Raw genomic sequence first — 23,035 nt, 5'->3', positions numbered from 1 at the left:
TAGGGTCGGCGCACCAAAGAAGAGGGACATTTCCATGCTGACGATTTATGGGGTTTACCGCTCGCGTTCGGCCCGCGTTTACTGGATGGCCGAGGAACTCGGGATCGAATTCGAGTCCGTGCCGGTGTTGCAGGCCAAACGGCTTGCCAATCCGCTTTCACCGGACGCGCCTATCAATACTCTGTCGCCGAAGTTCCTTGCGTTGAACCCGATGGCATTGATCCCCGCCGTCAAGGACGGCGATCTCGTGCTGAATGAGTCGCTGGCAATCAACCTTTACCTCGCACGCAAATATGGCGGCGAGCTCGGCGGTAAAACCGTCGAAGAAGACGGTTTGATGACGATGTGGACGGTCTGGGCGGTTTCCGAACTCGATGGCAATACGGGCAAGATCGTCTCGACCTATGATGACGGCAGGGAAAACACCGAGGCAGGACGCGCCGTGATCGATGTCGCGTGCCGTACCATGAAGCGGCCGCTCTCGGTTCTCGAAAAGCATCTCGACGGCAAGGACTGGATCGTCGGCGGACGCTTCACGGTTGTCGATCTCAACATCGCGGAAGTGCTGCGCTATGCCCAGAGCGAAACCGCGCTCTTCGAGGCACATCCGAATATTAACGCCTGGATCAAGCGCTGCCAGTCGCGTCCGGCCTATCTGGAGATGCAGCGCAAGCGCTCACTGGAGCCGATCGAGATTTGAGGATCAGCCGAAGATCGCGGCAGTTTCAGCCATTTGCTCGCGAATCCAGGCCTTGAAGTCGCGTACCTTCTTCGGCTCGCGGCTGCCTTCGGCTGTTACGAAATAATAGCCGTCGCCGGTATTGGCGCGGATGCCGAAGGGTGCGACCAGCCGGCCCTCCTGCAGGGAAAAGCCCGCAAGCGTCTGCCAGGCAAGCATCACGCCCTGCCCGGCAATCGCCGCATCGAGGCAAAGCGAGGCATCGTTGAAGCTGTGGCGTACTGCGGGCGGGGCACCGGATAGGCCGGCCGCCTGCATCCAGACATCCCATGTGAACATGGCATGGGCATCGATGACGGCCGGGAGCTTCAGGATATCGGCCGGCCTCTTCAGTTTCGCGGCCATCTGCGGAGAACAGACGGGAAAGACCTGCTGATCCAGAAGGTGCTCGATCCTCACGCCGGGCCATTGACCCTTGCCGACGCGGATCGCGACATCGATATCGGAGGCGGCCGGATTGATGAGCCTCGTCGTCGCATCGAGGCGCAGGTTGATTTCCGGGTGGCGCTCCATGAACCGATCGAGGCGGCAGACCAGCCAACGGGCGGCGAGAACCGGCGCGACCGAGATGGTCAGGATGCATTCGTCCTTTCGCTGCGCCATCGAGACGGCTTCCGAAAGACGGAGGAAGCCTTCGTTCAGGGCGGCAAGGACAGGTGCGCCTGCTTCCGTTACCAGCATGCCCTTCGGCGTGCGCTCGAAGAGCAGTCGGCCAAGCTGGGCTTCGGCCTTGATGACTTGCTGGCTGACAGCGCCAACGGAAACGCCAAGTTCATCTGCAGCCGCCTGAAGCGAGCCAAGCCGACCGACGGCTTCCAGTGCGCGAAGGCCATTGAGATGCACGGAGCTGAGATTTCTCATATAGTTTTCCTATAGCAGGAAACCGGTAATCTCAATTGAAAAGCAAGCGTTCGCGGCTGATATTGTGATCATTGGACGCCGATCTTCATTCCATGACTAGATTGGACGCCCGGCCAACTGAAATCCGTAGCGCCAAAAGCCGAGCTGCGCCCTCAGAAAGCGAGAGCAAGATGTCGTTGCTGAAGTTTTTCTTGAACGAATCCAACCCTGTCGCCAGGGTTCCGCAAAGCGAACATGACAGGGGTGACGATCTTCTCGATCACCCGGATATCGCCTCGATGTCGCAGCGGGAGCTTGCCGACCTGCCGCTGCCGGTCCCCGCGCCCGGACGCCCCCTGCAACGACAACTAGAGAAATGCGCCTGAACATATGATAGAATCTGCCCGGGGACGATTCAGGGCGGACATTACGATGGAAAGCATAGCGAGCATTCTGGCGCGATTGAAGCGGTTGACAAAGGAGGCTGGCCTTTCCGGCATCGAGGAAAGCACGTCTTATGGCAACCTGGCGCTGAAGGTCGGGGGCAAAAGCTTCGTCGCGGTCAAGAACGACGAAACGGTGGTGATCTCGATCCCGATCGACCACAAGGAACATCTATTGACGATGGCGCCAGACATCTACTTTCAGACGAACCATTATGTCGGCTGGCCGCACCTGCCCGTGCGGATCGCCGCCATCGGCGACGATGAACTCAAGCAACGGCTGATCGACGCCTGGACGTACCGGGCGCCGAAGAAGCTCATATCTGCGTACCGTGCTCAGGCCTTTTCGCGTGCCAGCGCGCGCTGAACAGCAGGGCGTTCCAGCATGCGGGCATAATGCGCGCTGATCCCCGGGAAACGCGCGGGATCCACGCCATCGGACGGCAGCCAGCCGGTCATAACGAAAAGATAGGGGTCGGCGACCGTATAACTGTCACCCATCACCCATGGCCCCCTGAACAGAGCGGCCTCGATAAGCTCAAAGCTTTCACCCATGGTCTGCGGCACCTTGGCCTTCATGGATTCCAGCGCAGCTTCGTCATCAGCCCAGCGGGAACCGCGCGGGCGGTGGGCGTGGTTCACATGCACGGTGGAAGAGATATATCCGTTGAAAGCTTGCAGCCGGGCAAACTCGAACGGATCGTCTAGCGGGGCGAGTTTCGCGGTCGGCGCCATCTGGGCGATGTAGGCGAGGATCGCCGTCGACTCCGTCAATACGCCACGGTCGGTGACGAGTGCTGGAACGCGACCCTTCGGATTGATCTTCAGAAATGCTTCCGAGCGCTGCTCGTTCTCCCGCGTATTGACCTTCTTCGTATCGAAGGAAAGGCCGGATTCCTCCAGGGCAATAAGGCTTGCGAGAGCGCAGGTACCCGGTGCGAAATAGAGTGTGTGCATAATGAGACTCCCCTTTCGGGGAGCCTTATAGCGCGAGTTTCAGGACCGGCGAAAGACGCCGGGGCGCTTTCTCTTCTGCGTCTCGGGAAGAAGAGGCAGGGCCTCAAGCGCAACCCGGCACGTCCTCCAGCCGATACCAGACGGGAATGCCGCGCTCGGTGGCGATGCGGACGTCATTATCGGCACCCTTGGAGTCGCCCGGCAGGCGCAGAACGCCCTCGCAAAGCTGCAGCAGCCTGCCTGCGACCGGATGGAAGATTTCCTCGTAGAGATCGTCACCCACCGACTTGCCGCCGGCAGCGTTCCACACCGGCAATGCCACCCATTCGCCGATCATGGGCACATGGCCAGCCTTGAAGAGCGCGTGCGACGGCTGCTCGAGGCGCTTGAGATTGGCAGCCATCTTCGTCGGGTCATCGCCCGTCCCAGACCTGTAAGGCCCGGCAATCAAAATCAACATGATCTACTCCATCAACTCCCGGCTTCATGCACGGGATTTCGCGAAAATGCACGATATTTCTTGAATGTCGAGTCAATTCGTGCATATTCACGATATTCCGTAAATTTTCGTGCAGGAGTATTCATGCTGACCAGCCAACGCAAGACCCTCATTCTCGACATCCTGCGCCGCGACGGGCAGGTGATCGCCAAGCGCGTGGCGGAGGATTTCGAGCTTTCGGAAGACACGATCCGCCGCGACCTCCGCGAAATGGCGGCGGAAGGGCTATTGAAGCGCGTGCATGGCGGGGCCTTGCCTATTGCCCCCGACCTGCCCGACTTCACCGCCCGCCGCGACGTCGCTTCCGACGTCAAGGCGCGGCTCGGCGCGAGGGCGGCGCAGATGGTGAAGGCCGGACAGATGGTATTTCTCGACGGCGGCACGACGACGGCAGAAGTTGCCCGTCACCTGCCGCGCGACATCGCCTTCACGATCGCCACCCACAGCCCGACGATCGCCGCCGAGCTGGAGCATCATCCGACGGCCGAGGTGATCCTCTGCGGCGGCAGGCTCTACAAGCATTCCATGGTGGCGACAGGCGCGGTCGCAATGGCTGCAATCTCCGCTCTGCGGCCGGATCTCTTCTTCCTCGGCGTGACGGCCGTCCATCCCGTGCACGGATTTTCGACCGGGGATTTCGAGGAGGCGGCCATCAAGCGGCATATCGCCCGGTGTTCGGCTGAGACGCATGTGCTGCTGACGGCGGAGAAATTCGATCTCGTTTCACCCTGCACAGTGCTTGCCGCAGGCGAAGTGGCGGGGCTGATCGTGCCCGCAGAAATGCCTAGGGAAAGGCTTCAGCCCTACGCCGAACTCAATGTCGCAATTGCCTCAGCTTGACCCGCTTCCGGCGCAGCGAAGGAACAAGGCCCGGCGGCAGCAGGCTGAGGACAAGCGCGGCGATGAAAACCATAAGCACGAAGATACCAGGCAGGACATTGCCGAACCCAAGCGTCAGTACCTCGTGGAAGCGTGGCTGGACATTGGCAATGATGGCCGCGAGCGCCGGCATGCCTAGAAGCTTAGCCACCATCGATGAAAGCCAGTTCATTTCAGCAACAGCGGCGAGAACGCCATAGAAGGCCGCGGCGTAGACAATGCCGCGTAGGACAGTCGAGGCGCCGAGGGGCCTGGTGTCATCGTCCTCGAAGGGAATGGCAAGATAGGCAAGGAAGGAGGCGAGAAACAGGAAAGCCAACGGAAGCGCTTCGGATATCGCGGCCCATTGCAGGCGTTCGCCGGTCGCGACGAACAACAGGAAGGGCATGGAGGCCACAAACCACAGGGTTACCGGCAGCCCCCGAAGCCGCAGCAGCGAAAGGTAGCTCAGCCGCAGCAGCGCAGCGCCAAACAGAATCCCGATCGCAATCCACACGCCTGCAATTTTCAGCGTACCGGCCATGAACTGCACCACCGGCATGCAGGAGCCGGCCATTTCCACACAATTGGAGAGCTGGACCGCAAGCCAGGTGAAGTAATCGAAGCAGAGCGTAAAGAACATCAGGAGGGTGATGCCAGTCAGCATCCACCACAAATAGCGGCCTGCGAACATGTTCTGCCCCCGCAGATCAGGAGGAACCGTATTCATGCGCTCCGTCGCGGCGAAGACACGGCTGACCGCCGGACGTGCCTCCATTTATATTAGGCAATTCTTATTTTTTTATAACTTATATATTTAACAATGCAGCGATCGGGGCAGCGATCAGGCAAAGGCATCTGTCACCCTGACATCACCGACATGGATGCCGTTCCAGTTGCGCATCGATTTATTTGCCAGAGCGCTCAGCGCGGCATGTTCCTTGCCGCCCTTCTCGAAATAGCGTGCAAGCGTCGCGGCAACCATGGCCTCGGCAGCGCGCGTGGTGCCGTCATCACACTTCAATGCGATCGCAATTCCCTGTTCCGGGATAGCCGCGCAGAAGACGCCTTCCGCGCCCGTCTTGCAAAAGATCCGTCCGGGGGCGATCTGCATCAGTTCGGTGCAGGCACGGCCGGTGCCGGCCACATAGAAGGGCTCGGCCATGCAGGCTTCGATGAGCCGGCGGGAAGCTTTCGCGCGTTCGGGGCCGAGGCCATGACCCGTCGCCATCTTCGCAAAGCCATGAGCAAGTGCTTTCAGCGGCACGGCATAGGTCGGAATGGAGCAGCCGTCGGTGCCGCAGACATCATGACCGAGTGTGGCGCCCGTCAGGTCCCCTATGGCGTCTCGGATCTGCTGCTGCAGCGGATGATCGTAGCTGACATAACCCTTGCTATCGATATCCTGATGGCAGCAGACGCAGATGAAACCGGAATGCTTGCCGGAGCAATTGTTATGAAGCGCCGTCGGCTTCTCCAGCGTGCGCGCCTGATGGATCAGCGTCTTCTGGTCCGAGGACCAATGCGCGCCGCATTCCAGCGCCCCCACGTCACGGCCGGCGCGCGAGAGCATGGAGGCGGCAATCGCCACATGTTCATCCTCGCCGCTATGCGAGGAACAGGCGAGCGCCAACTCCCTGTTGCCGAAGCCATAGGCATTCGCCGCGCCGCTTTCGAGCAGCGGCAGGGCCTGCATGGCCTTGCAGGCCGAGCGCGGGAAGACACTTGCTTCGATATCGCCACGCGAAAAGGCGACACGGCCATCGCCATCCACGACCGCAACAGAACCGCTGTGACGGCTTTCGACAAGGAGGCCCCTGGTGACTTCGACGAGGACGGGATTGGGCATGGCAAGGATCCGGATGTGGGTAAAGAGACTGCAGGAGGCATAGCCCCTCCATCTCTGAAAGCCAACGGAATTCGCGCCTGATGCCGGCCAATCACAGCATCTAAACAGCGATCACACGAAGTGACCGGCGGTGCGTCAAACTATCGTTTTCCGTGTGGACGCTATGGGGCTAAAGGTGGGGTATCAGGACTCGTTTTCATGCCATCCTCATTCTCTTCCATCATCCGCGACAGCCGCATCCGCATTCCAACCGTCACGCTGGTGGCGCTCGCCTTCACCTATGCGTCGACCGTTCCCTACCAGTCGATTATCGGCATCAGCGAACTCGGCATGAGTGACGGCGCCTATTCGGCGCTGGTCTTCTTTGCTGCCATCGTCAATGTCTCGATCAGCCTGACGCTCGGCATATGGTCGGACAGGCTGACGGAAAGGCGACCGCTGGTGCTTGCGCTTTCTATTGCCGGTATGATCGGCTTCGGATCGATAGCGCTGATCCATAGTCCCGCTGTCTTCATCTTCTCGGTGCTGTTCCTCGTGCCGATGAGCAATTCCACCTATTCGCTGCTCTTTGCCAGCGTGCGGGCGCGCACCAACCAGCTGGTCCGCAGTGAAGCGGTCGCCATCACCTCGACAGTGCGTGCGCTTTATTCCGGGTCCTGGGCGGTGGCGCCCGGGCTGGTCGGACTCGCGCTGGTCACTTCGCCATCGATGACGCCGGCTTATGGCGTGGCGGCGGTGGCAAGCCTCATCTGCTTCTGTCTCTATTTCTTCTTTGCGCCCGGCAATGGCCCGGTACGCGAAACGATCCCCAACCAGCCGGGCTTCTTCGCTTCACTGAAGCGGGTCTTTGCGCCCGATGTTTTCATCCGTGTTTTCGTCATGTCGCTGCTGCTCGGCCTGCAGCGGCTGAGCGGCATGGTTTCGCCGCTCATCGTCGTGCACAAGATCGGCGGCAGCGTCGTCGATGTCGGCTTTCTCTCGGGCCTGACGGCTTTTCTCGAAATGCCCTTCATGATGATGTGGGGGCTTGTACAGCGACGTTTCCGCACTGTGCATGTATTGGCATTCGGCTCGGCGCTCTACTGCCTCTATCTGGTGCTGCTCGGCTTTGCCACCGCACCCTGGCAGCTCTATGCGTTGCTCGGTCTCAATGCCTGTGGGGCTGCTGCCATCCTCAGCCTGCCGATCACCTATCTGCAGGACCTCATCGCCGACCGGCCGGGTCTCGGCAGTTCGCTCATCTCGCTCAACACCTTTATCGGCATTGGCGTTGCCGCAGGCCTTTTCGCACTCGGAACAGCGGTAACGGATTATTCCGGCACGGCCTTTGTCGGGGCGGCGACAGGCATCGCCACCATCGTGATCCTGCTCTATCTGGAAAGCGGCAGCGGCGTGCGCCAGCCTGCCTAAGTCATCGCGGTGTGATGCGATAGGCGCAGCGTCGTGCCCCAAGCAGTATGTGTTCGCTGCGCTCGACCCTGGCCGAAAGCACGCTGCGGAAAGTATCGAGTTCGGAACGGCAAAAACCGGCGCAGGCGGTTGCCGCCGCGCAGATCGGACAATGGTTCTCGACCAGCATCAATGATCCATCCTCCTCCTGCCAGCTATCGGCCATATAGCCCTCGCGGCTGCGGATGGCGGCCAGCCCCTCCACGCGCGCAGCAAGATCCGGCTTGTCTGCGAGTTCGTCGCGATAGCGCTGCAGCGTTTCGTTTTCGCGGGCAGTTATGACGGCATCGAGTGCTGCGGGGCCGAGTTGCTGAACAACCGTTGTCAGCAACGTCGCAGTCAGCTCGGCGTGGCCGTCAGGGAAATGACTGTTACCTTCCGCTGTCAGATGCCAGAGCTGGCTCGGACGCCCCCTGCCCCTGGCGGCGACGCTGACGGCCTCCACCAGCCCCTCCTCCGCCATCTTCGCAAGCTGCTGGCGAGCGGCTTCGCCGGAAATACCGAGCGCATTGCCGAGCGCGGCAGCAAGCTGCGGCCCTTCTGTCTTCAACAGGATCAGGATACGATTGACAGGGGACTGGCGCATATTTTCCAAGTTATATCTTGTCTTAATCCGATGCTCATGCAATTTTCCAATTCATAACTTGGAAAATAATCACAGGTCGGGAAAAACGCAAGGATTCATCATGTCCGAGACCGCCTTGGAACCCTCAGGCTCGCCCACTTCCGTCTTCCAGCTGTTTTCTCCCACGCTTCTGCCGGCGACGCTGATGCTTGGCGGCGGTATGACAATCTCTGCCGTGGAAAGCTATATTACAGCAACGATCGCGCCGAGCATCGTGCGCGATGTCGGGGGGCTGGAGCTGTTTTCACTGGTCACGACGCTTTATATCGCCGCCACCATATTGGGCGCGATCTTCATGGCCATGCGGCCAAGGACTATCGGGCTGCGCAGCGTCTATGTCATCGCGGCTGTAATCTTCGGCGTCGGCAGCCTGCTTTGTGCGGCTGCACCTTCAATGCCGGTCGTACTGATCGGCCGAACGGTGCAGGGTTTCGGCACCGGCGCACTCGCCGCCCTTTGTTACGCCTTCATCCGCTTTGTCTATCCAGAACCGCTCTGGCCCAAGGCGTCCACGCTCTATGCGGCGATCTGGGGTATTTCGACCGTCATTGGCCCGACGCTCGGCGGCTTCTTTGCGCATGGCAGCGCCTGGCGCTACGCCTTCGCCGTGCTTGTCCCGCTCGGCGTATTGATGGCGGTGCTGGCGCCGCGGCTCCTGCCGCAGGCCAAGGACGACCGGGAACACACAAAAATGCCGGTCGCGCAGATCTGCCTGCTGCTTGCAGCGGTGCTGCTGGTCTGCACCGCTGGCACAATCGAGTTGACGACTGCCAAGATTGGGCTGATCGGCGTTTCAATCGTCGCCGTCGGCGCCATGCTCGTCATGGAACGCAGGGGAAACAACCGGTTGCTGCCCTTGGGCGCGGTGACACTGAGCCAGCCGATATCGCGTGTCTATCTGACGATGCTCGGCCTCAACTTCGTTCTCGTCAGCGATATCTTCATTCCCTATTTCCTGCAGGTTCTGCACGGTGTAACGCCGCTGATTTCGGGCTATCTGGTGGCTCTCGTCGCGCTCGGCTGGACGGTGGCGGCCTTTTTCAGCGGCTCCTTCTCCGGCAGGAAAGCCAACGCCGCGATCATTGCGGGCTGTTCGACCGAAGCCGCAGCGACAGCCATGCTGGCCGTCTTCCTTGCCCGCGAGAACCCTGAGGCGCGCCTCATCGTCCTCGCACCGGCGGCCATCGCCATGTTCATGATGGGTTTTGGTGTCGGCCTCGGCTGGGCACATCTCGTCGCCAAGGTGCTGAAGCTGGTAGCCGACAGCGAGCAGGACAAGGCTTCAGCCGCCATCCCGACCATAAGCTCGCTCGGCAGCGCTTTCGGCGCGGCCTTCGCCGGTGTCATTGCCAACGGCACGGGACTGGTTGAGCCGGGCGGCATTGCGGGTGCATTGTCTGCGGCGAGCTGGCTCTATCTCATCATGGCATTGCCCGGGCTGATTGCGACAGGCGCAGCGCTGTCGCTCACAGCATCGAACCGAAAATCGGAATCGATTTTCGGAAAGCCCGATGCGTAGATTCAAAGAGTTAGAGTATGTCGCGATCGCAAAACCGCTATACACTCTTGTGCGACACGCTTCAGCCGAGTTTCAGCATGATCTTGCCGATGTGGTTGCTGCTCTCCATCAGCCGATGAGCGGCCGCTACATCCTCGAATGCAAAGGTCTCGTAGATGACGGGTGCGACCGTGCCGGCTTCCAGAAGCGGCCAGACCTCGGAGAGAAGATCGTCGCGGATCGCCCGCTTCTCCTCCGCCGTGCGCGGGCGCATGGTGGAGCCTGTCACAGTCAGGCGCTTGACCATGATCGGCGCCAGATTGACCTTTTCGGCAACCGCGCCCTGCAGGAAGGCGATGATGGAGAGGCAGCCGTCCTTGGCCAGCGAGGCGATGTTCTTCTCGAAATAGGCCGCGCCAATCATATCGAGGACGATATCGACGCCATGGCCGGTTTCTTCCCTGATGACGGCAGCGAAATCTTCCTGCCTGTAGTTGATGGCGCGCCTGGCGCCAAGCCTCTCGCAGGCATCACACTTTTCCTTCGAGCCGGCGGTCGCATAGACCTCGGCGCCGAAAGCCTTGGCGAGCTGGATCGCGGTCGTGCCGATGCCGCTGGAACCGCCATGGATCAGCACTTTTTCGCCTTCCGTCAGGCCGGCCATCTGAAAAAGGTTTGCCCAGACGGTAAAGAAGGTCTCGGGAAGGGCCGCTGCCTTCACCGCATCGAAACCTCTCGGGAAGGGCAGAGCCTGACCGGCCGGCAGAAGGCAATACTCGGCATAAGCGCCGCCATTGGCGAGGCCGCAGACCTTTTCGCCCAGCGAATAACCCGTCACGCCAGGTCCGATCGCGACCACCTCCCCCGCAAGTTCGAGGCCGAGAATGGGGCTTGCATCTTTCGGCGGCGGATAGCTGCCCTGGCGCTGCGAAATATCGGGCCGGTTAATGCCGACCGCTTCGGTGCGGACAAGGATCTGACCTTCCGACGGCGCCGGCACAGGTCCATCCGCAACGACCATCGCCTCCGGCCCACCGAACGAGGGCACATCGACAAAACGCATACGCGACGGCAACGACATGACCGGCTCTCCCTATTCCTAAGCAATGGAGATAAATCAGGGTCCGTAGCTTGGGAAGGCCGGAAGTGGCAGAGGCGTCAATTCGCCTCGCCTAAGGTATGGAATACGAGGCCTTCGTCGCTCTCCTTGGCGCTCGACTTCACCTGGGCGATCTCGGCGCTGACCCGATTGATATCGTCGATAACCAGACCCTCGGACAGTTCCAGTACGCCGATCGAGCAGCGCATCAGTGGGAACAAGGCTTCCGCACCGGCACGATCGTGCCCGCGGATGCGGCCGGCGGCGCGGTCCTCATCCGAATAGAGATCGAGCACGTCATCATGGAAGTCGCTGATGAGACGATCGAGGATTTCCGTCAGTTCCTCCTTCGTCCAGCCAACGACGCCGATGAAGAAGTCATCGCCGCCGACATGGCCGAGGAAATGGCGCTCGGCGAAGAAGTAGCGGCGCATCAGCGCGGCAAAGAGCGAGATCGCATGGTCACCGAGGTGGAAGCCGTAGGCATCGTTGAAGGGCTTGAAGTTGTCGAAGTCGCAATAGCAGAAGTGGCGCACTTCATCGCCGTCGCGTCCGGAATGGCGCATGAAGTCGCGGATGGCGCGGTTGCCCGGCAGGCCCGTCAGCGGGTTCTGGTCCTGCGCCGTCTTCAGCTGCTTCTCGTTGATGACCTTGATCAGCGAGGCGGCGGAAACGACACCGGCATAACGCATGTTGTCGGTCAGGATCAGGCAGTTGCTGCCTTCCATATTGGCGAAGATCGCCATCAGCTGATCGGCGTCGCTGTCGAGGCCGACAATCGGCGCGCGCTCGACGAAATGCGATATGGCGCGCTCGTAGACCTTGTTCTTCAGAAGATCGCGGCCGAAGGGCTGGTAGATATATTCCTTCAGGTGGTGCTCGTGGATGATGCCGCGCGGCTCACCATTGGCATTCAGGACCGGGAAATAGGCCTGGCGGGGATTGCGGCGGAAGAGCTCGAAGACCGTATCGATGGCGTCGCTCTCGTAGACGGTCGGCAGCATTTCGATCTGCTTGCGGATGAGGATTTCGTCGAGCGACTGGCTGGTGCCCTTGTTCTTGCCGAGTTCCTGCAGATGCGGGAAGGCCGGCACCAGTTCCGAAAGATGCGTAGACGGGCGGGAGATGAACCAGCCCTGCACGAGATCGACGCCATAATCTCGGCAGACGATGAATTCGGCTTCCGTCTCGATACCCTCGGCGATCACGCGCGTGCCGAGGACATGAGCCATATTGACGATACTCTTCAGCAGGTGCCGCTTGCGCGGGCTGCGATCGATATCGGCGACGAAGTGGCGGTCGATCTTCAGGTAATCGACGGAATAGTCGCAGAGCAGTTTCATTTCGCCGTGACCGACACCGAAATCGTCGATCGCCAGTTTGAAACCAGCCTTGCGCAGGCGCGAGACGAGCTCGGCGAATTCGGGCACGCTGGTATTGTCGAAGCGCTCGGAGAATTCGAAACAGACGGAGGACGGTGGGATATTGGCCGTTTTCAACTGCAGAAGCAGGCTCTCGAGAAGGCGATTGCCAAGCGGGATCAGGCGGACATCGAGATTGAGAAACAGCGTCGCGGTTGCGAAGTTCGACAGCGTGGCAAATTTGGCGAGCGCACGGCTGGCCACCATTTGCTCGAGCTGCAGAAGCTGTCCGTTCTCATGGGCTTCATCCAGGATTTCGATCGGCGTCTCGAAGCCGATACGCTCCTGCCCGCGCATGAGGGATTCATAACCGAAAACCGTGCCGGTACCGGCTTCGACGATCGGCTGAAACGCATTTTCAATAACGAGTTTGGCGAGGGTGACGATCTGATCGCTGGCGTAACGACGCACGACACCCGGTTTGACGCTGGCAGCCAAAGACATGCCAATCTCCACTGTGACCTTTTCTTTTTCGGCCGGACAATGGAGCAGAAGGGTCAACGAACCCTTTCGTCAGTGTGAAACTTTCATGACCGCGCAAACGCTTATGCACGCTGCGCGCTTATTAGATTTTTTGATCTTACAATCAACGGCTTGGCTAGGCCGAACGGCGATGCTCGGCTTCGTGATCGGCGAACATATCGGCGACGCATCTGCCGCTGCCGGGTGCGCTTTCGTCAGCAAGGACTTCGCTGCTGTATTCGCCCAGTTTGCGGGCGGCATCCCACAGTCGCAGTGCCTCGCGCACGACTTCGCTGCTCGATGCATATCCACCTTGATCGACAGCATCGCGGATGCCGGCTGCCTGGAGCGGTGAGATGGAAACGGTGACCATCGGCATGGAATTCTCCTCCCATTCTATTTCGGCAGAGACTGCCTCGGGGGTCCATTTTCGGCTCTCAAGGCGACAAGCGCCAATGCCGAAGTGCCTGAGCACAGGAGGCGGCTCTTCTGCGAAGCCGATCTCCAGCGGAGAACATTAGTCCCCCGTCATGACCTTGTCAAAAAAGAAACGGTCGGATCGAACCATCATCCCGCCTCTCTCCAAAGTCTCAAGAGCGGATACCTAGGCCGAAGGCGAGCATTGTCCAGCCCTGAACGATGAGATCGATTGCCAGGAAGAGGCCAAGGATCCAGAGGCTGTTGACAGGCCAGCCAAGCGCGATCACGAAGCCTGCGAGAGCAGTGATGAGGCCGCTTGCGACAATCCAGGCCCAGCCCTTGAGGGGCCGCATGCGGATGCCGACGAAGAGCCGGAAGATACCGGCAATGAGCAGCGCGATGGCCAGAAACAGGGTCAAGGCGGCAGATGTGAGGATGGGATTGATGAAAGCACAGATGCCGGCGAGCACATAGAGCACGCCGCTCAACGCCCAGAAGAGCACATGATCCCAACCACGCACCTGGAAGGCATGGACGAGATAGATGACACCGCCTGCCAGCATCAGCATGCCGACATAAAAGACCGAAGCGACGGTCGCCATCAGCAGGTTGCTGAGCGCGATGAGACCGCAAATGAGAAGCAGCACGCCGAGACCGGCGAACCAGGCCCATTTCGACCGCAGCGGGGATGCGGACATTCCGTCATAAATATTGGCCATTTGCGCACCTCCTGATTGCCGGAGATATGCTGCAACAATTTTGCACGGAAAGAGATGAGCGAGATCAATCTGGCGAAAGATTTTTATTGATTGATCAGTCAATCAAAAATACGTTGCTTATATTCTGGGGAGAAATTGGCTTGCCGAAGGTTGGAATGGAACCGGTGCGCCGCAAGGCGCTTGTGGATGCGGCACTGCGAGTGATCGGCGATCACGGCTCGCTCACCGTCACCATGTCTGATATCGCCCGGCGGGCCGGCGTCTCGCCGGCGCTTGCACATCATTATTTCGGCAGCAAGGAGCAATTGCTGATCGAGACGGTTCGCTTCCTTCTACGCCAGTTGCGCAACGATGCGGTGACGGCGCTGAGAGAAGCAGCGACACCGCGCGAAAAGGTCTCAGCCATTATCCGCGTCAGCTTCCAGGCCGACCAGTTTGCGCCGCAGACGATCGCCGCCTGGCTTGCTTTCTATGCCGAGGCCCAGCGATCCGAGGAGACACGGCGTTTCCTCGTCATCTATGCCCGGCGCCTGCGCTCCAACCTGCTGGCACCGCTGAGGTCGCTCTGCCCTGCCGATGCCGCAGAACGCATCGCCGAAGGCGCGGCCGCGATGATCGACGGGCTCTATATTCGGCAAAGTCTGAAATCGGCGCCGATCGGCATTACAGCCTCGATCGCCCTGACTGAGGATTATGTCACGACACAACTCGCCCGTATCGGGGGCATGAACCAAGCAACATCAAGCCAGGGACCAGCGACATGAAAGCCCAGCCGAAAGCATCGCACTTCATCGACGGGGAATATGTCGAGGATGAAGGCGGCACCGTCATCGAGAGCATCTATCCGGCAACCGGCGAGGTGATTGCCCGGCTCCATGCCGCAACACCCGCCATCGTCGAAAAGGCGGTTGCGGCCGCCAAGCGCGCGCAGCCGGAATGGGCAGCGATGAGCCCGATGGCGCGCGGGCGCATCCTGAAGCGCGCGGCCGAGATCATGCGCGAGCGCAATCGCGAACTTTCGGAACTGGAAACGCTGGATACCGGCAAGCCGATACAGGAAACGATCGTTGCCGACCCGACCTCGGGCGCCGATGCCTTCGAATTCTTCGGCGGCGTGGCACCCGCCGGCCTGAATGGCTCGCATATTCCGCTCGGCCAGGATTTTGCCTATACGAAACGCGTGCCGCTCGGCGTCTGCGTCGGCATCGGTGCCTGGAACTATCCGCAGCAGATCGCCTGCTGGAAAGGTGCGCCGGCACTGGTCGCCGGCAATGCCATGGTCTTCAAGCCATCGGAAACCACGCCGCTCGGTGCGCTCAAGATCGCCGAGATCCTGCATGAGGCCGGCCTGCCGAAGGGGCTTTACAACGTCATCCAGGGCGACAGGGACACCGGACCGCTGCTCGTCAACCACCCTGATGTCGCCAAGGTGTCGCTGACTGGCTCGGTACCAACAGGGCGCAAGGTGGCTGCTGCGGCTGCGGGCCAGCTCAAGCATGTGACGATGGAACTTGGCGGAAAGTCGCCGCTGATCGTCTTCGACGACGCCGATCTCGACAGCGCCGTCGGCGGAGCGATGCTCGGCAATTTCTATTCGACGGGCCAGGTCTGCTCCAACGGCACGCGCGTCTTCGTGCAGAAGAAGATCAAGGGCGAGTTCCTGAAGCGATTGAAGACGCGGACCGAGGCGATCCTCATCGGCGACCCCATGGACGAAGCCAGCCAGCTCGGCCCGATGGTGTCCTGGGCGCAGCGCGAAAAGGTGTTGTCCTATATCGAAAAGGGCAAGGCGGAGGGTGCGACACTGGTGACCGGCGGTGGCATTCCCAATCACGTGACCGGCGAAGGCTATTATGTGCAGCCAACCGTCTTTGCCGATGTGACCGATGGCATGACGATTGCCCGCGAAGAAATCTTCGGACCGGTCATGTGCGTCCTCGATTTCGACGACGAGGCGGAGGTGATCAAGCGCGCCAACACGACGGAATTCGGCCTTTCCGGCGGCGTCTTCACTGCCGATCTGACCCGCGCGCACCGCGTCGTCGACCAGCTGGAAGCCGGCACGCTCTGGATCAATACCTACAATCTTTGCCCGGTCGAAATCCCGTTCGGGGGATCGAAGCAATCGGGCTTCGGGCGCGAGAATTCGCTGGCAGCACTCGAACACTATAGCGAGCTGAAGACGGTTTATGTCGGCATGGGGCCGGTCGCCTCACCCTACTGAGCCCATCCAAATCGACGCATCCGTTGCACACGACAATCCATAGGGAACAGCATGCAACAGGCAGATTTCGTCATCGTCGGCTCCGGCTCGGCAGGCTCGGCGCTTGCCTACCGGCTTTCGGAAGACGGCAAGAACACGGTCATCGTGATCGAGGCTGGCGGCTCGGATTTCGGGCCGTTCATCCAGATGCCGGCGGCCCTTGCCTGGCCGATGAGCATGAAGCGCTATAATTGGGGTTATCTTTCCGAGCCCGAGCCGAACCTCAACAACCGGCGCATTACAGCCCCGCGCGGCAAGGTGATCGGCGGCTCCTCCTCCATCAACGGCATGGTCTATGTGCGCGGCCATGCGGAAGACTACAACCGATGGGAAGAGCTCGGCGCCAACGGCTGGGCCTATGCGGATGTGCTGCCCTATTTCAAGCGCATGGAGCATTCGCACGGCGGAGAAGAAGGCTGGCGCGGCACGGACGGGCCGCTGCATGTGCAGCGCGGCGTGCTGAAGAATCCACTGTTTCACGCCTTCATTGATGCCGGCAAACAGGCTGGTTTCGAGACGACCGAGGATTATAACGGCTCGAAGCAGGAAGGCTTCGGGCTGATGGAACAGACCATCCATCGCGGCCGGCGCTGGTCGGCGGCAAACGCCTATCTGAAGCCGGCGCTGAAGCGGCCGAACGTTGAACTCGTCAAGAGTTTTGCGCGCAGGATCATCATCGAGAACGGCCGCGCCACAGGCGTGGAAATCGAACGCGGCGGCGCAGTCGAGATCGTCAAGGCCAATCGCGAGGTGATCGTCTCGGCTTCCGCCTTCAACTCTCCGAAGCTGTTGATGCTGTCAGGCATCGGGCCAGGTGGCCATCTGCAGGACATGGGCATCGAGGTAAAGGTCAACCGGCCGGGCGTCGGCGCCAATCTGCAGGACCATATGGAATTCTATTTCCAGCAGATCTCGACGAAGCCGGTGTCGCTCTATTCCTGGCTGCCGTGGTTCTGGCAGGGTGTCGCCGGCGCCCAATGGCTACTTTCCAAGGGCGGCCTCGGCGCATCAAACCAGTTCGAAGCCTGCGCCTTCCTGCGTTCCGCACCGGGGCTGAAGCAACCGGATATCCAGTATCATTTCCTGCCGGTCGCTATCAGCTATGACGGCAAGGCGGCTGCCAATACGCACGGCTTCCAGGTGCATGTCGGCTACAATCTTTCCAAGTCACGGGGCAATGTCACGCTGCGCTCGGCCGATCCGAAGGCGGATCCGGTGCTGCGCTTCAATTATATGAGCCATGCCGAAGACTGGGAGAAATTCCGCCACTGCGTGCGCCTCACCCGCGAAATCTTCGGCCAGAAGGCCTTCGACCACTATCGCGGCCCGGAAATCCAGCCGGGCGAGAAGGTCCAGACGGATGATGAGATCGACGCCTTCCTGCGCGAACACCTTGAAAGCGCCTATCACCCCTGCGGCACCTGCCGGATGGGCGCGAAGAACGATCCGATGGCGGTGGTCGACCCCGACACGCGCGTTATCGGCGTCGATGGCCTGCGGGTCGCAGACAGCTCGATCTTCCCGCATGTCACCTATGGCAATCTGAATGGTCCATCGATCATGACGGGCGAGAAGGCCGCAGACCATATTCTCGGCAAACAGCTGATAGCCCGCTCCAATCAGGAACCGTGGATCAATCCACGTGCGGCGGTGAGCGACCGGTAAGGCTGCACAAAAAACTGGACAGGGTGTCACAAATCGCTGCCTCATCTCGTCCAGCCTTCTCGAATGGACAAGATGAAGGAAATGGCGACGGCAATGGCGAAGCTGGATCAGATGACAGCGGCAGAGGGAGATGCGATTACCGCTTTCAATCCGCTGCGCCCGCGGCTGACGCGGGTTGCCTATCGCATGCTGGGATCAGTCGCAGAGGCGGAAGACATTGTGCAGGAGGCTTTCCTGCGGTGGCTCGATGCCGATCGCAGCGCTGTCCGCGAGCCGGCCGCCTTCCTGCATCGGGTCGTGACGCGGCTTTGCCTCGATCAGCTGAAATCGGCCCGCCGGCGGCATGAGACCTATATCGGGCCGTGGCTGCCGGAGCCTATCGTGGTCGCGCCCGAGGAGGAAGTCGACGACGTTACGCTGCCGTTGATGCTGGCGCTGGAACGGCTCTCGCCGCTCGAGCGCGCGGTCTTTGTGCTGCATGATGTCTTTGGAGTCGGTTTCGAGGAGATCGCAGCGACGATCGGGCGCAAACCGGCGGCCTGTCGCCAGCTTGCCAGCCGGGCACGGGCCAATGTCCGGAGCGCGCGGCCGCGTTATGCCCTGCCGCCCGAGCACGGAATGCAGATCGCCTCTGCCTTCTTCACGGCATCGCGCAGCGGCAATATCCAGGAATTGCAGGCGCTGCTTGCCGAGGATGCAACCGTCTATACGGACGGTGGCGGCAAGGCAGTGGCGCCGCGGAAGCCGATCATCGGTCGCGACAAGGTGACAAGGCTTTTTGTCGCGCTGGCGCCGATCTTCACCGCGCATATGTCGCGCATGCTTCACTACGGCTTGATCAACGGATTGCCGGGCTTTGTCAGCATCGAAGAAGACGGCTGGCTGCAGACTACAGCCCTTCAGATCGAGGGTGAGGGGATTACCGCGATCTATGTGACGCGCAATCCCGAGAAGCTCGCGCATCTGGAACAGAACGCCCTGCACTAGGGCGCATCACGCTCACAATCTGCCCATTTCACCATCCGCAGTCGACTGCGGAGGCAGGCACCCGTTTTCACATCGGAGGAGATCGCCCCATGACAGAGACACGTATCGCCATCGTCTATCACAGCGGCTACGGCCATACGGCGCGACAGGCAGAAGCGGTAAAGGCGGGCATCGACCGGGTCGCTGCTGTCAGCGGTCTGCTGCTGACAGTGGAGGAAGCGCCGAACCGTTGGGATGATCTCGCCGCAGCGGAGGCGATCATCTTCGGCGCGCCGACCTATGTCGCCGGACCCTCTGCCGCATTCAAGGCCTTTCAGGAGGCAAGTTCGCGCGCGGTCATGGCGGCCGGTTATCGCTGGAAGGACAAGATTGCCGCCGGTTTCACCAATTCGGGTTCGCAGGCGGGCGACAAGCTCGCCACCCTGATGCAGATCGCGCTGTTTGCCGCTCAACACGGCATGCATTGGATCAATCTCGACTTGCCGCCAGCCAACAATTCCTCCTTCGGCTCCAAGGAGGAGCTCAACCGGCTGGGCTTCTGGCTCGGCGCAGCCGCGCAATCGAATGTCGACGAAGGCGCTGACATCGTGCCGCCCGAAGCGGACCTCGCGACCGCCCGCCATCTCGGCCAGCGGGTCGCCGAAGCAACGTTGCAATTCGTGCGTGGACGCGGCTGGGCAACATCAGACGGGTGATTGGGTCAGAGAAAGCCGATCCACCTTCCGGCTATGACGGCCGCGATCCATATGATCGCCGAGAGAGTTGCGGAGAACCGCACAACGGGGCGGATAATGCCGATCGTGACCGCGGTTCGCCAAGCCCGCCCGGCATGTACTGCCAGCACATTCAGAATGCCGAAAGCGATCAGCCCGAGCTTGGCAAGAAAGGCAGGATTGGCGGCATATTCGATCGGACGAACGCTAAAGAGACAGAAGCCGGTGAGCAGCGCCAGGGCGAGGCCGACGCCGGCCGAGCGGGACAGGAATGGCGCAACGACCTCCACAGGCACCTTGCCAAAGAAACCGGCGAGACTGAGATCAAGCGGCAGGATGGCGCCGACCAGGAGGCCGATCGCCAGGATATGGGCGGCATTGACGAACATATAGAGCGTTGCGGAGCGGCGAAGCTCGACCGCAAGCGTGGTGGCAGCCAGCCATTCGAGAAGCTCCATGACGAGGCGTCAGTTCGTCTGGATGCGTTCCGGATAGATATCGTAGCGCTTTTCACCGACAGTGATGCGCACCGCCTTCATCCGCTTCTCGGTGCGGTCCTGTGAGCGGTTTCCGAGCGCTGTGACCTGATCGCCGGGCTTTGCGACACCTTCGACGAAGCCCGCGCGCTCCGTCTGGCGCGGATTGCCGAGTTCGACGCGCCAGACGCCGTCATCAACGGTTGCGACATCGAGCGTCGGGTGCGGCCCGCCCATGGAAATCTGCTGGATGGTGCCGCGAAGCTCGATCTGATCGGCTTCCGCCCACGACCAGCCGTGATGGGCCGCGGCACCGGTTGCGACTGTCGCCGACAGCAGGACGGCTGCCAGCGCTCTCTTTGTCGAAAGTGCAAACATCATTTTTCTCCCTACCCGAATGCACGGGCAGGTGGAGCATGTCAGGCAGATGGAAAGGTCACTCACCGAATCTTGAAGGCCGGTGAGAGGAGATCAGGCAAGTAGGCGGGTGACTTCGGCGCCGCGCTTGGTACCGACGGCATCGGCGATCGTCGTGGAGAACAGCACCTTGCGGGTGGCATCCGCTACCTTGGCGAAGACGTGGCGAATTTGGCAGGTCTGCTCGCCTTCGCAATCATCGCACTTGCGGTAAGCGGTGATCGACAGACAGGGCAGCGGGGCGATCGGGCCGTCGATGATGCGCAGGATCTCGCCGAAGGTGATGCTGTGGGCTGGCTTCAACAGCAGGTACCCGCCCTGCTTGCCGCGGCGGCTGACGACGATACCGTGGTGTTTGAGGTCGAGCAGGATCTGTTCGAGAAACTTCTTCGGGATCTTTTGCTGCACAGCAATGTCGGAAATCATGACCGGTTCGTCGGCCGCAGCTTCCGCCAGAACCGTGAGCGCCCGCAGCGCATATTTTGCCTTTTGCGTAATCATCTCGGACCGTCGACACACACAGGGCGGTGTCGAATCCGACATCGCGAAAAAAGCTAATTGCCTCTATTGCACGGCCAGCATGAACGGAATTTGAACGCGCTGGAAAAAGCCTTGAGAGACAAGTATTTTGGCCCTGTTTTTTACCCTCGGCCAACAGCTGGTAATCTATTACAAAAGAGGGCAATTTTCATCATCCGTGCCATCAATTCAGATTTCCAATTGACAGGCGCCGTGTAACACTACTATTTCTATAGACATTAAGTTCGAGGTGCGATTTCTGCGCCTGCGGCTGCTTTTCTGCATTGCGGCAGGATGGGAGAGATATTTGCTCCGCTAAGCAGTCCTTTCGAAATCCCTTTTTCTGTCCGATCCATCTTTGAGCTGCGATACTCCGGCCAATATCAAGGACAGGATCCCCCATGACTGTTATCAATCCGATCGAAGAAGCCGAGGCTTTGGCTGACAAGCTTTCGGGTCTCGACCTTGCCGGCCGGCTTTCGTTCGTCGCCGGCCTTGGCGGGCGTGTGGTCTTCACCACCTCGCTCGGCATCGAGGACCAGGTCATATCGGCCGAGATCGGCACGCATCGCCTGCCGATCGACGTCGTTACCCTGCAGACAGGCCGGCTTTTTCCCGAAACGCTTGCGCTGATCGACGAGACCGAGAGCCAGTACGACATCCACATAACCCGCTACGAACCGGAGCAGGCGGATATCGACGCCTATGCGGCGAAATACGGCATGAACGGTTTCTACGAGAGCGTCGAAGCCAGGCATGCCTGTTGTGGCGTGCGCAAGCTGAAGCCGCTTGCGCGGGCGCTGGCAGGCGCCACGATCTGGATCACCGGCCTGCGCCGCGGCCAGTCGGCCAACCGCGCCGAGACGCCCTTTGCTGAATATGACGCCGAGCGTCATCTGCTGAAGGTCAACCCGCTCGCCGACTGGGACATCGAGAAGATCAAGTCCTTCGTCGCCGATAACAGCGTGCCGGTAAACCCCCTGCATGCCCGCGGCTACCCCTCGATCGGCTGCGAGCCCTGCACCCGCGCCATCAAGCCCGGCGAGCCCGAACGCGCCGGCCGCTGGTGGTGGGAGCAGGACGAAAAGCGCGAATGCGGTCTGCATGTCGCCGAAGAGGCCGCCGCGATCGCCGTGCAGCAATAAGAAGTCTGGAGTATTTTATGCCCGATACCCGTCAGGATACGGAACTCACCAATCCGCAGAGCGCCAAGCCGCCGCTCGACCCGCATCTGAAGGCGCTGGAAAACGAAGCGATCCACATCTTCCGCGAAGTTGCCGCCGAGTTCGAGCGTCCGGTGATGCTCTATTCGATCGGCAAGGATTCCTCTGTGCTGCTGCATCTGGCACGCAAGGCCTTCTATCCCGGCCGCGTGCCCTTCCCGCTGCTGCATGTAAATACCGGCTGGAAGTTCGCGGAAATGATTACCTTTCGCGACGAGATTGTGAAGAAATACGATCTCGACCTGATTGAACATATCAATCCGCGCGGCAAGGCTGAAAACATCACGCCGTTTACCTACGGCTCTGCCCGCTACACCGACATCATGAAGACGGAAGCTTTGCGCAATGCGCTTGATGCCGGCCAGTTCGACGCGGCCTTCGGCGGCGCGCGGCGTGACGAGGAAGCGTCCCGCGCCAAGGAACGCATCTATTCCTTCCGCACGCCCGACCACCGCTGGGATCCGCGCAACCAACGCCCGGAGCTCTGGAACGTATATAACGGCCAGATCCGCAAGGGAGAGAGCGTTCGCGTCTTCCCGCTGTCGAACTGGACCGAGGTCGATATCTGGCGCTATATCCAGGCCGAGGAAATCCCGATCGTACCGCTCTACTTTGCGGCCAAGCGCCCTTATGTTGAGCGCGACGGCATGATGATCGCGGCATCCGATCCGCGCCTGGAACTGCTGCCCGGCGAAACGAAGCAGGAAGATTTCATCCGCTTCCGGACGCTCGGCTGCTTCCCGCTGACCGGCGCGATCCGCTCGACGGCCACCACCCTTGAAGACATTATCGCGGAGCTGGAGATCGCCACGGTTTCCGAGCGCCAGGGCCGCGCCATCGACCGCGACCAGTCCGGCTCCATGGAAAAGAAGAAGCGTGAAGGATATTTCTGAG

At 60.5% G+C, this 23,035-nt stretch carries 26 protein-coding genes; 13 read left to right on the top strand and 13 right to left on the bottom strand.

The features are described 5' to 3' along the window. The first annotated feature begins 34 nt into the window (after positions 1-34). Positions 35-700, top strand: coding sequence for a glutathione S-transferase family protein (locus tag FHT93_RS15570; protein WP_113014971.1), 666 nt, complete (start codon positions 35-37; stop codon positions 698-700). 3 nt (positions 701-703) lie between these two features. Here the strand turns inward: FHT93_RS15570 and FHT93_RS15565 are convergent, their stop codons facing one another. Then, entirely contained in the window at positions 704-1,600 is an 897-nt protein-coding gene (locus FHT93_RS15565; RefSeq protein ID WP_113145848.1) for a LysR substrate-binding domain-containing protein, read from the bottom strand. A 191-nt stretch (positions 1,601-1,791) separates the two neighbouring features. Here FHT93_RS15565 and FHT93_RS15560 point away from each other — a divergent pair, with 191 nt between their 5' ends. Both FHT93_RS15560 and FHT93_RS15555 read left to right on the top strand, forming a co-directional pair. Beyond that, positions 1,792-1,965 (top strand): hypothetical protein, encoded by a 174-nt coding sequence (locus FHT93_RS15560; protein WP_246781606.1) that lies wholly within the window; start codon positions 1,792-1,794, stop codon positions 1,963-1,965. A gap of 46 nt (positions 1,966-2,011) precedes the next feature. Further along, the gene (locus FHT93_RS15555; protein ID WP_112543023.1) at positions 2,012-2,389 is read left to right on the top strand and encodes an MmcQ/YjbR family DNA-binding protein; all 378 of its coding nucleotides are present in this window, start codon (positions 2,012-2,014) and stop codon (positions 2,387-2,389) included. On the opposite strand, the gene FHT93_RS15550 is transcribed toward FHT93_RS15555, so the two are convergent. Then, positions 2,359-2,979 carry a glutathione S-transferase family protein gene (locus FHT93_RS15550; protein ID WP_112543022.1) on the bottom strand — a complete coding sequence of 207 codons (621 nt, stop codon included), beginning with the start codon at positions 2,977-2,979 and terminating at the stop codon, positions 2,359-2,361. The genes FHT93_RS15555 and FHT93_RS15550 overlap by 31 nt on opposite strands. 103 nt (positions 2,980-3,082) lie before the next feature. Then, positions 3,083-3,439 (bottom strand): DUF4406 domain-containing protein, encoded by a 357-nt coding sequence (locus FHT93_RS15545; RefSeq protein ID WP_112543021.1) that lies wholly within the window; start codon positions 3,437-3,439, stop codon positions 3,083-3,085. 123 nt (positions 3,440-3,562) lie between these two features. Between FHT93_RS15545 and FHT93_RS15540 the strand changes: the two genes are divergently transcribed. Continuing rightward, positions 3,563-4,318 (top strand): DeoR/GlpR family DNA-binding transcription regulator, encoded by a 756-nt coding sequence (locus FHT93_RS15540; protein ID WP_113014975.1) that lies wholly within the window; start codon positions 3,563-3,565, stop codon positions 4,316-4,318. Here FHT93_RS15540 and FHT93_RS15535 read toward each other — a convergent pair. Together FHT93_RS15535 and FHT93_RS15530 are read right to left on the bottom strand one after the other, a co-directional pair. Then, a complete protein-coding gene (locus FHT93_RS15535; RefSeq protein ID WP_246781605.1) occupies positions 4,293-5,066 on the bottom strand; it encodes a hypothetical protein in 774 nt (257 codons plus the stop codon). The two genes, FHT93_RS15540 and FHT93_RS15535, sit on opposite strands and share 26 nt — an antisense overlap. A gap of 114 nt (positions 5,067-5,180) precedes the next feature. Beyond that, a complete protein-coding gene (locus FHT93_RS15530) occupies positions 5,181-6,185 on the bottom strand; it encodes an asparaginase (RefSeq protein ID WP_183848226.1) in 1,005 nt (334 codons plus the stop codon). A 198-nt stretch (positions 6,186-6,383) separates the two neighbouring features. On the opposite strand from FHT93_RS15530, the gene FHT93_RS15525 reads away from it, so the two are divergent. After that, entirely contained in the window at positions 6,384-7,595 is a 1,212-nt protein-coding gene (locus FHT93_RS15525; protein WP_183848224.1) for an MFS transporter, read from the top strand. A gap of 1 nt (position 7,596) precedes the next feature. Here the strand turns inward: FHT93_RS15525 and FHT93_RS15520 are convergent, their stop codons facing one another. After that, on the bottom strand, positions 7,597-8,220 hold the full coding sequence (locus FHT93_RS15520; RefSeq protein WP_183848222.1) for a metalloregulator ArsR/SmtB family transcription factor: 624 nt from the start codon (positions 8,218-8,220) through the stop codon (positions 7,597-7,599). Between the two features lie 100 nt (positions 8,221-8,320). Between FHT93_RS15520 and FHT93_RS15515 the strand changes: the two genes are divergently transcribed. Then, positions 8,321-9,778 carry an MFS transporter gene (locus FHT93_RS15515; protein ID WP_183848221.1) on the top strand — a complete coding sequence of 486 codons (1,458 nt, stop codon included), beginning with the start codon at positions 8,321-8,323 and terminating at the stop codon, positions 9,776-9,778. A 61-nt stretch (positions 9,779-9,839) separates the two neighbouring features. Here FHT93_RS15515 and FHT93_RS15510 read toward each other — a convergent pair whose 3' ends face one another. From FHT93_RS15510 to FHT93_RS15495, 4 genes are all read right to left on the bottom strand, one after another. Next, on the bottom strand, positions 9,840-10,838 hold the full coding sequence (locus tag FHT93_RS15510; protein ID WP_113014979.1) for an NAD(P)H-quinone oxidoreductase: 999 nt from the start codon (positions 10,836-10,838) through the stop codon (positions 9,840-9,842). A 77-nt stretch (positions 10,839-10,915) separates the two neighbouring features. Next, the gene (locus tag FHT93_RS15505) at positions 10,916-12,721 is read right to left on the bottom strand and encodes an EAL domain-containing protein (RefSeq protein WP_210295343.1); all 1,806 of its coding nucleotides are present in this window, start codon (positions 12,719-12,721) and stop codon (positions 10,916-10,918) included. Positions 12,722-12,875: 154 nt separating this feature from the next. Beyond that, positions 12,876-13,118, bottom strand: a complete 243-nt coding sequence (locus FHT93_RS15500) for an amino acid ABC transporter (protein ID WP_112543014.1) — start codon at positions 13,116-13,118, stop codon at positions 12,876-12,878. A gap of 211 nt (positions 13,119-13,329) precedes the next feature. Further along, on the bottom strand, positions 13,330-13,878 hold the full coding sequence (locus FHT93_RS15495) for an HdeD family acid-resistance protein (RefSeq protein ID WP_183848219.1): 549 nt from the start codon (positions 13,876-13,878) through the stop codon (positions 13,330-13,332). A 140-nt stretch (positions 13,879-14,018) separates the two neighbouring features. On the opposite strand from FHT93_RS15495, the gene betI reads away from it, so the two are divergent. From betI to FHT93_RS15470, 5 genes are all read left to right on the top strand, one after another. Continuing rightward, on the top strand, positions 14,019-14,642 hold the full coding sequence (betI, locus tag FHT93_RS15490) for a transcriptional regulator BetI (protein ID WP_113145840.1): 624 nt from the start codon (positions 14,019-14,021) through the stop codon (positions 14,640-14,642). Then, positions 14,639-16,102: a betaine-aldehyde dehydrogenase gene (gene betB / locus FHT93_RS15485; protein ID WP_183848217.1), complete on the top strand. Its 1,464-nt coding sequence runs from the start codon at positions 14,639-14,641 to the stop codon at positions 16,100-16,102. The genes betI and betB overlap by 4 nt, the downstream gene beginning before the upstream one ends. A 51-nt stretch (positions 16,103-16,153) precedes the next feature. Continuing rightward, positions 16,154-17,806, top strand: a complete 1,653-nt coding sequence (gene betA, locus FHT93_RS15480; RefSeq protein ID WP_183848215.1) for a choline dehydrogenase — start codon at positions 16,154-16,156, stop codon at positions 17,804-17,806. Positions 17,807-17,917: 111 nt separating this feature from the next. Next, the gene (locus tag FHT93_RS15475; protein ID WP_183848404.1) at positions 17,918-18,793 is read left to right on the top strand and encodes a sigma-70 family RNA polymerase sigma factor; all 876 of its coding nucleotides are present in this window, start codon (positions 17,918-17,920) and stop codon (positions 18,791-18,793) included. Between the two features lie 89 nt (positions 18,794-18,882). Then, entirely contained in the window at positions 18,883-19,488 is a 606-nt protein-coding gene (locus FHT93_RS15470; RefSeq protein ID WP_113014982.1) for a flavodoxin family protein, read from the top strand. 5 nt (positions 19,489-19,493) lie between these two features. On the opposite strand, the gene FHT93_RS15465 is transcribed toward FHT93_RS15470, so the two are convergent. The 3 genes from FHT93_RS15465 to FHT93_RS15455 form a co-directional block, all read right to left on the bottom strand. Then, a complete protein-coding gene (locus FHT93_RS15465) occupies positions 19,494-19,964 on the bottom strand; it encodes a DUF6644 family protein (protein WP_183848213.1) in 471 nt (156 codons plus the stop codon). A 9-nt stretch (positions 19,965-19,973) separates the two neighbouring features. Continuing rightward, positions 19,974-20,360: a DUF6152 family protein gene (locus FHT93_RS15460; RefSeq protein WP_113116257.1), complete on the bottom strand. Its 387-nt coding sequence runs from the start codon at positions 20,358-20,360 to the stop codon at positions 19,974-19,976. A gap of 93 nt (positions 20,361-20,453) precedes the next feature. Next, positions 20,454-20,900 (bottom strand): Rrf2 family transcriptional regulator, encoded by a 447-nt coding sequence (locus FHT93_RS15455; RefSeq protein ID WP_112543006.1) that lies wholly within the window; start codon positions 20,898-20,900, stop codon positions 20,454-20,456. A gap of 419 nt (positions 20,901-21,319) precedes the next feature. Here FHT93_RS15455 and FHT93_RS15450 point away from each other — a divergent pair, with 419 nt between their 5' ends. Next, positions 21,320-22,063 carry a phosphoadenylyl-sulfate reductase gene (locus tag FHT93_RS15450; protein ID WP_112543005.1) on the top strand — a complete coding sequence of 248 codons (744 nt, stop codon included), beginning with the start codon at positions 21,320-21,322 and terminating at the stop codon, positions 22,061-22,063. A gap of 17 nt (positions 22,064-22,080) precedes the next feature. Further along, the gene (cysD, locus tag FHT93_RS15445) at positions 22,081-23,034 is read left to right on the top strand and encodes a sulfate adenylyltransferase subunit CysD (RefSeq protein ID WP_112543004.1); all 954 of its coding nucleotides are present in this window, start codon (positions 22,081-22,083) and stop codon (positions 23,032-23,034) included. Position 23,035 lies beyond the last annotated feature (1 nt).

This window comes from Rhizobium sp. BK379, from assembly GCF_014193955.1.
Classification (GTDB): Bacteria; Pseudomonadota; Alphaproteobacteria; order Rhizobiales; family Rhizobiaceae; genus Rhizobium.
Note: the sequence above shows the minus strand (reverse complement) of the source record. Positions and strands in the feature narration are given on the sequence as shown.

Bases quoted from the DNA above. Each gene is read 5' to 3' on its own strand.
- FHT93_RS15570 (WP_113014971.1), top strand. From the start codon at position 35: ATGCTGACGATTTATGGGGTTTACCGCTCGCGTTCGGCCCGCGTTTAC.
- FHT93_RS15565 (WP_113145848.1), bottom strand. From the start codon at position 1,600: ATGAGAAATCTCAGCTCCGTGCATCTCAATGGCCTTCGCGCACTGGAA.
- FHT93_RS15555 (WP_112543023.1), top strand. From the start codon at position 2,012: ATGGAAAGCATAGCGAGCATTCTGGCGCGATTGAAGCGGTTGACAAAG.
- FHT93_RS15550 (WP_112543022.1), bottom strand. From the start codon at position 2,979: ATGCACACACTCTATTTCGCACCGGGTACCTGCGCTCTCGCAAGCCTT.
- FHT93_RS15545 (WP_112543021.1), bottom strand. From the start codon at position 3,439: ATGTTGATTTTGATTGCCGGGCCTTACAGGTCTGGGACGGGCGATGAC.
- FHT93_RS15540 (WP_113014975.1), top strand. From the start codon at position 3,563: ATGCTGACCAGCCAACGCAAGACCCTCATTCTCGACATCCTGCGCCGC.
- FHT93_RS15535 (WP_246781605.1), bottom strand. From the start codon at position 5,066: ATGAATACGGTTCCTCCTGATCTGCGGGGGCAGAACATGTTCGCAGGC.
- FHT93_RS15530 (WP_183848226.1), bottom strand. From the start codon at position 6,185: ATGCCCAATCCCGTCCTCGTCGAAGTCACCAGGGGCCTCCTTGTCGAA.
- FHT93_RS15525 (WP_183848224.1), top strand. From the start codon at position 6,384: ATGCCATCCTCATTCTCTTCCATCATCCGCGACAGCCGCATCCGCATT.
- FHT93_RS15520 (WP_183848222.1), bottom strand. From the start codon at position 8,220: ATGCGCCAGTCCCCTGTCAATCGTATCCTGATCCTGTTGAAGACAGAA.
- FHT93_RS15515 (WP_183848221.1), top strand. From the start codon at position 8,321: ATGTCCGAGACCGCCTTGGAACCCTCAGGCTCGCCCACTTCCGTCTTC.
- FHT93_RS15510 (WP_113014979.1), bottom strand. From the start codon at position 10,838: ATGTCGTTGCCGTCGCGTATGCGTTTTGTCGATGTGCCCTCGTTCGGT.
- FHT93_RS15505 (WP_210295343.1), bottom strand. From the start codon at position 12,721: ATGTCTTTGGCTGCCAGCGTCAAACCGGGTGTCGTGCGTCGTTACGCC.
- FHT93_RS15500 (WP_112543014.1), bottom strand. From the start codon at position 13,118: ATGCCGATGGTCACCGTTTCCATCTCACCGCTCCAGGCAGCCGGCATC.
- FHT93_RS15495 (WP_183848219.1), bottom strand. From the start codon at position 13,878: ATGGCCAATATTTATGACGGAATGTCCGCATCCCCGCTGCGGTCGAAA.
- betB (WP_183848217.1), top strand. From the start codon at position 14,639: ATGAAAGCCCAGCCGAAAGCATCGCACTTCATCGACGGGGAATATGTC.
- betA (WP_183848215.1), top strand. From the start codon at position 16,154: ATGCAACAGGCAGATTTCGTCATCGTCGGCTCCGGCTCGGCAGGCTCG.
- FHT93_RS15475 (WP_183848404.1), top strand. From the start codon at position 17,918: ATGACAGCGGCAGAGGGAGATGCGATTACCGCTTTCAATCCGCTGCGC.
- FHT93_RS15470 (WP_113014982.1), top strand. From the start codon at position 18,883: ATGACAGAGACACGTATCGCCATCGTCTATCACAGCGGCTACGGCCAT.
- FHT93_RS15465 (WP_183848213.1), bottom strand. From the start codon at position 19,964: ATGGAGCTTCTCGAATGGCTGGCTGCCACCACGCTTGCGGTCGAGCTT.
- FHT93_RS15460 (WP_113116257.1), bottom strand. From the start codon at position 20,360: ATGTTTGCACTTTCGACAAAGAGAGCGCTGGCAGCCGTCCTGCTGTCG.
- FHT93_RS15455 (WP_112543006.1), bottom strand. From the start codon at position 20,900: ATGATTACGCAAAAGGCAAAATATGCGCTGCGGGCGCTCACGGTTCTG.
- FHT93_RS15450 (WP_112543005.1), top strand. From the start codon at position 21,320: ATGACTGTTATCAATCCGATCGAAGAAGCCGAGGCTTTGGCTGACAAG.
- cysD (WP_112543004.1), top strand. From the start codon at position 22,081: ATGCCCGATACCCGTCAGGATACGGAACTCACCAATCCGCAGAGCGCC.